Source organism: Limosilactobacillus pontis DSM 8475, from assembly GCF_001435345.1.
Classification (GTDB): Bacteria; Bacillota; Bacilli; order Lactobacillales; family Lactobacillaceae; genus Limosilactobacillus; species Limosilactobacillus pontis.
In genome coordinates this window covers 45,651-51,650 of record NZ_AZGO01000041.1, presented here as the reverse complement: position 1 = coordinate 51,650, position 6,000 = coordinate 45,651, and the positions used below count along the sequence as shown (strand labels likewise).

The following is a 6,000-nucleotide window of genomic DNA, read 5'->3' as shown; positions in this document are numbered from 1 at the left end:
GTTTTCCCCCCAGCCACTTTAGTTTAAGGAGGATTAAAATGATTAAACCTATCGTCACTGATACCCACCAGCTTCAGCAACCATCCAGGCTCGCCAGCCGGGCCGACCTACCTCTGGCCACTGACCTCAAAGACACCCTGACCGCTCACCGGGATGCGTGCGTCGGCATGGCGGCTAACATGATCGGGGTCCATAAGCGCGTCATCATTGCCCAGCTCGGTCCCCTGCCAGTCGTGATGTTCAACCCGACCCTCACCAGTAAGGCCCAACCCTACCCGGTCAAGGAGGGCTGCCTCTCCCTGACCGGGCAGCGTCCCACGACCCGTTACAAACGGATCACGGTTGACTTTTTCAACGAACACTGGCAACGCCAACAACTGACCCTGACCGACTTTGCCGCCGAGATCGTCCAACACGAGCTCGACCACTGCCAGGGGATTCTCATTTAACCACCCGATATGAAAAGTTAGCTAAGATTTGATAGGATAAAAATGAAATAAGGGTTGCAGAATCGCCGGGTTTTGCCACAAAATTGTGCTCCCCAAACAGGCGCCCGCTCGCGGGGGATGGGGACGAATTGGAGGAATAAATATGAATTCAACACAAGCCATTCAAGGTGAGGTTCGGCATTACGTGGTGCGAAACGTTGTCGCCACCCTGGGAATGTCGCTCTACGTCCTGATCGACACCCTCTTCATCTCAATTGCCGCCGGGGCGCTAGGGCTGACCACCCTCAACCTGGTTCTCCCCCTCTTCAACGTCTTCAACGGGGTCGGCCTCCTGCTAGGGGTCGGCGGAGCGACGATCTTTTCGCTTAACAAGGTCCTCCACCCCGAGCGAATCCGCGACCTCTATAGTCAGCTGATCATCTTTGCAGCGACCCTGGGCATTGTTCTGGCGGTCCTGCTCAACGTCTTCGCGACCCCGGTGGTTAACTTCCTGGGGGCCAATGACCAGACCCGGCGGATGGCGATCATCTACCTGCGGATCTGTGCCTGGTCCGGGCCCCTCTACATGTGCAACTACATCTCCATCAACTTCATCAGAAACGATGGTAACCCGACCCTGACCATGAAGGCCACCCTGACCGAGACCCTTTCCGTTATCGTGATCGACTGGTTCTTAATCTTCGGTTGCGGGCTCAAGATGGAGGGGGCCGCCCTGGCAGTGCTCTTCTCACCGCTGATCAGCTTAATCGTCCTGTCACGCCACCGGCACTTTGCCGGTCGCCAGCTCCAGCTCTACTGGGCCCGGCCGCAACTGGCTAACCTCGGTCGTTCAGCGAAGCTCGGCGTGGCCGCGGCCTTAAACGAACTCAGTACCGGGGTCAGCATCTACTTCTTCAACCATGTCCTCCTCCAGCTGGCCGACAACTACGCGGTGGCGGCCTACGGGGTGATCTCCAACATCGCCATCGTCGTGCTGGCGATTGCCAACGGGGTGGCCCTCGGTGTCCAGCCGATCGCTAGTCGGGAATATGGCCAGCACCACTTCACCAACGTGACGACGGCACTCAAGATGGGGACGCTCATCACCCTCCTGCTGGCGACGATCTCCTTCGTCATCCTGGTGACCTTCAAGCTACCGCTCATTGAGGCCTTCAACACCGCCCACTCCGCTCAGCTGGTCAGCTACGCTCGGGTGGGGCTGCCAATCTACTTCACCAGTACCTTCTTTAGCGCCCTCAACCTGCTCTTCATCCTCTCCTTGACGGCGATCAACGCGGCCCGGGCCTCGTTTACCCTCTCCATCTTGCGGGGGTACGTCATTCTCCTCCCCGCCATCCTGATTCTCGCCGCCCTGGTCGGCATCAACGGGGTCTGGTCGGCAGTGCCGGTCACCGAATTCCTGGTCTGCATCATTGCCTCCCTACTGGTCCGTCAGCGGATCAAACAATTTAATGCATAGAAAAATCGCAACCACTGGTCACAAGCCAAGGATTGCGATTTTATTTTAACTGCTAAAGGTTGAGGCGGTTCTTCCTGACCGCGTGCCGGTAGAAGAGCCAGGCGACGATGCCAAAGAAGATCGGCCCAAACGCCGTCCAGAAAGCCGTCTGCGGGTCGTGGTCCAGGATTGGCTGGATACAGGTGAAGATGATCCCCAGACAGACGATGATCTCAACGAAGCCGACCAGGATGTTGGTCCAGAAGCGGTTCTTGAAGACCACGAAGTCATGCGGGATGTTCTTCTTCTGGAAGATTGGAAAGGCCCCGACTAAGAAGATGTACGGCGCACAGGCTGAGACATTCACCATGTCAGTCAGGATCTGGTAGAAGGCATCGGCAGCCGAACCCCCGAAGGAAATCAGGAAAATGATGCAGCAGACGAAGATCGCCTGCATCCACATGGCAAAGGCCGGCATGCCGTGCTTATTCAACTTAGTGACCCGGGCCGGCCACAGCTTCGGGTTGGCCCCCATGATGAAGGACTTAATCGGTGAATAGACCAGCAGGAACATGGCTCCAAGCATCCCCATCAAACCGGCCAAGGCAATCATCCGAGTGAAGATGTCACCCAACAGGAGGTTGATGCCGTGACTGAATCCCAAAGAGACCCCCATCATGTAACCAAGACGATCAAAGACCACGTAGGTAACGTTCCCCAAGTTAACATTCGGCCGGGCGATGACGTGGTCGTAGTTAACCGTGAAGCCGGTCATCAGAATCATTAAGACGTAGCTGCCGATCGTCAGCAGGGACCCGATCACCAAGCCACGCGGGAAGGTGTGCGCCGGATCCTTCATACTGTCGGTGACCCCACCGAGGTTTTCCATCCCGCTGTAGGCAAAGATGGCATAGACAACGAAGGAGATCACCGCAATCGGCGTCTTGAAGGATGGGTTCGGTGACTCAAAGAAGCTGGCGACCCCGTGGATTGGCTGGGCCGTGACCCCCTTGTTGGCGATGATTGCCACCAGGCTTGCCAGGATAAAAATTGCGTTCACGGCGATCATGAAGGCCCCACCGAAGGAACTGATCTTGGTGATCCCGTTCATCCCCTGCGAGCTCAGCAGGGTAACCAGGAGCACGAACAGGATCGCCAGGATCCCGATCAGCTCGGTCGAATTGAAGATCCAGAAGTGCCAGTGCTGGGTGGTATCATGCCCAAACAGCAGTGCCGAAAGGGTAATCCACAACCTAGAAGCACTCGAAACCAGCCAGAGGATCCAGCTGGAAAGCCAGATGAAGGTCCCGATAAAGGCCAGCTTCTCGCCGATCGACCCGGCCAGCCAGGAGTAAATGCCCCCCTTGGCGTCCTTGAACGCCGACCCGTATTCCGCCATCATCAGACAGCACGGAAAGAAGAAGCATACCCCCGCCAGGATATACCAGAACATCCCCGCATAGGCCATCTGGGCATAGGCGATGGAGACGTTCCCAAAACCATAAATTGTCGAAATAATCATCAACACCAGGGTCGGTGTGGTGATTAATTTTTTCTGTTTATCAGCCACTATAATTCAACTCCCCCAAGTAAGATACTTTATTATTTTAAGTAGCTCACTTATATTATAGGCTAGCCGTGTCCATTAAAGAACGACCATGAGAAGCTTTTAATTCAAAATGTCTATTAACCAAAAAGAGCCGCGATGACACAGGCATCGTGACTCTTTTTAAATTCTCATAATACTAAAGCGCTTCCGGATCCTCCACAATCGGCAAGATGATTCGAAAGAGTGAACCGGCCCCCAGGGAACTCTCCAACATAATCGACCCATGGTAGCCCTCGATCAGCCGCTTGGCGATCGATAGTCCAAGACCGTTACCGCCCTTCTTACGGCTGCGGGCCTTATCCACGCGGTAGAAGCGGTCAAAGACCCGGTCGACATCCTCAGACGGAATCCCTTCACCGAAGTCCTGGATCCCGATCTCAACCGTGTTCATCCCCCTAGACAGGGAGATGTGGACCTCCTTGCGTTCCGTCGAGTACTTGATGGCGTTGTCACAGAGGATTACCAGGACCTGCTCGAGGTGGTCCCGGTAGATATTGGCCGTGATCGGCTCGTTCAGGTCATCGTCGAGGGTGAAGTTGAAGTCCGGATAAAGCATCTTGAAGTTGTTGAAGACCTGGTGGACCACATCGTTGACCACGGTCTTCTGGTTGCGGAAGTTGATCTCCACCTGCTCGGCCCGGCTAAGGTCCAACATCTCCTGAACCAGGTTCTTCATTCGCTTGGTCTCAATCAGAGAGGCCTTGATCGAGTCGTTGAGGACTTCCGGATCATCCTTTCCCCACCGCTCCAGCATGTCAAGGTGACCCTGAATGATGGCAATCGGGGTGCGCAACTCATGGCTGACGTCACTGACGAACTGTGACTGCTGGTCGATGTAGCGTTGCATCCGATCCAGCATCTCGTTAAACATCGTGGTCAGCTCGGCCAGTTCATCGTTATGACTGGGTACCGGAACCCGGACGTTTCTGGTCGGGTCCTTGCTGATGGCCTTGACGGTATCGTGAATTTCACCGAGCGGCCGCAAAAACAGTAGTGAAAGAAAGTAACCAAGCAGCCCGCTAGCGAGGACGACCAGGCACATCGCCAGGATCACGACCAGGCGTAGCTGGTTATAGTTTCGGTAGTAGGCATTTAGCTTGTTCTCCACCTGCAGGTAGCCGACCAGCCGATGTCCACGTTGGGAATAGATCGGCGCTTGGCCGACGATCACCTGGTGGGTCGGCCCCTTTGTCATCCGGACCTGGCGCCGATTATTGAAGGTGGGTTTAACAATACTCTTCCCGGTACTCAGGATCGGGTGCTGCTGGTGGTCATAGATATTGACGATCAGGTGACCGTCACTGAGTTCTTGGATGATCGGCCGTTGGTACTCACTCCCCGTCATTGAGTGCCCATTGTCGGGATCAATCACGTTGTTGATGTTCTTCTTCGTCAGGGTTTGGTTGATCCGACCCAGCTGCCGACTGATGTTGGTCATCCCCTGGTTGAGCAGGGCACGCTCCTGGTTAAAGAGGCTCTGCGTAAACGAGCTAAACATCGCCATGGCGACGATGAAGAAGATGATCAGCGAGCCCACGGCAGTCCCAAAGGCCCATTTAAGCTTTAAGGAAATAAAACGGCGGTTGCTAGTTTTTTCCTCCATAGTTAACCACGAACCTTACGAACGAATTACGTATCCGGTACCCCGGACGGTCTGAATGTAGCTCTTTTCTCCCGGACGGTCAATCTTGTTCCGTAAGTAACGGATGTAGACGTCGACAACGTTGGTTTCAACCTTGGAATCATAGCCCCAGACCTTGGAGAGCAGTTCCTTACGCGACATGACCACGTTGATGTTTTCCATCAGGATCAAGAGGAGTTCATACTCCCGCTTGGTCAGGTTGATCACCTCGTCGCCACGCCGAACGACCCGGTTCTCCTTCTCAATCGTCAGGTCCTTGTAGTTGACGGTGGTCTGGTGTTCCTTGTTGTTGCCGTCCTCGATGCTAATCCGCCGCAGCAGTGCTCGGACCCGGGCCAGTAGTTCCTCAATGGCAAACGGCTTGACAATATAGTCATCGGCCCCGTGATCCAGACCGGAGACGCGGTCGATCACCGAATCGCGGGCAGTCATGATGATGATCGGCGTGTCCTTTAATTCACGGACCCGCCGTGCCACCTCGATCCCGTTTAACTCGGGCAGCATCAGGTCAAGAAGGATCACGTCAAAGTCCTGGTTCAGGGCTGCTTCCAATCCGGCCCGGCCATCAAGCTCCACATCGGTCTCATAGCCTTCGTGCTTGAGCTCCATGTCCACAAACTTTGCCAAATTTTCTTCATCTTCAATAATTAAGATTCGACTCATTCATTTCACCTACTAACAATCAATTTAATAACGACCATATTAATAAAACAAAATAATTTTATCACAATTTTCTAATAAACCCCAGCCTTCTGGTTATTAAATTAGGAAAACTCTTCGCCCTGTTAAAGGAATCACCGTCAGTTATTAAATTTTAAAAATAAAAACATCACCCTAGGTCCGGCGCCTAAAGGGTGATGTT

Annotated in this window: 5 protein-coding genes; 2 read left to right on the top strand and 3 right to left on the bottom strand. The window is 54.1% G+C overall.

Going from position 1 to position 6,000, the window contains the following annotated elements:
• Positions 1–38: 38 nt before the first annotated feature.
• Entirely contained in the window at positions 39–449 is a 411-nt protein-coding gene (locus FD34_RS03290) for a peptide deformylase (RefSeq protein ID WP_057806756.1), read from the top strand.
• 142 nt (positions 450–591) lie between these two features.
• A complete protein-coding gene (locus FD34_RS03285; protein ID WP_057806754.1) occupies positions 592–1,908 on the top strand; it encodes an MATE family efflux transporter in 1,317 nt (438 codons plus the stop codon).
• Positions 1,909–1,960: 52 nt separating this feature from the next.
• On the opposite strand, the gene yjeM is transcribed toward FD34_RS03285, so the two are convergent.
• From yjeM to FD34_RS03270, 3 genes are all read right to left on the bottom strand, one after another.
• Entirely contained in the window at positions 1,961–3,460 is a 1,500-nt protein-coding gene (gene yjeM, locus FD34_RS03280) for a glutamate/gamma-aminobutyrate family transporter YjeM (RefSeq protein ID WP_083479829.1), read from the bottom strand.
• Between the two features lie 172 nt (positions 3,461–3,632).
• Entirely contained in the window at positions 3,633–5,099 is a 1,467-nt protein-coding gene (locus FD34_RS03275; RefSeq protein WP_057806752.1) for a HAMP domain-containing sensor histidine kinase, read from the bottom strand.
• A gap of 15 nt (positions 5,100–5,114) precedes the next feature.
• Positions 5,115–5,801, bottom strand: coding sequence for a response regulator transcription factor (locus tag FD34_RS03270; RefSeq protein ID WP_057806750.1), 687 nt, complete (start codon positions 5,799–5,801; stop codon positions 5,115–5,117).
• Positions 5,802–6,000: the final 199 nt, after the last annotated feature.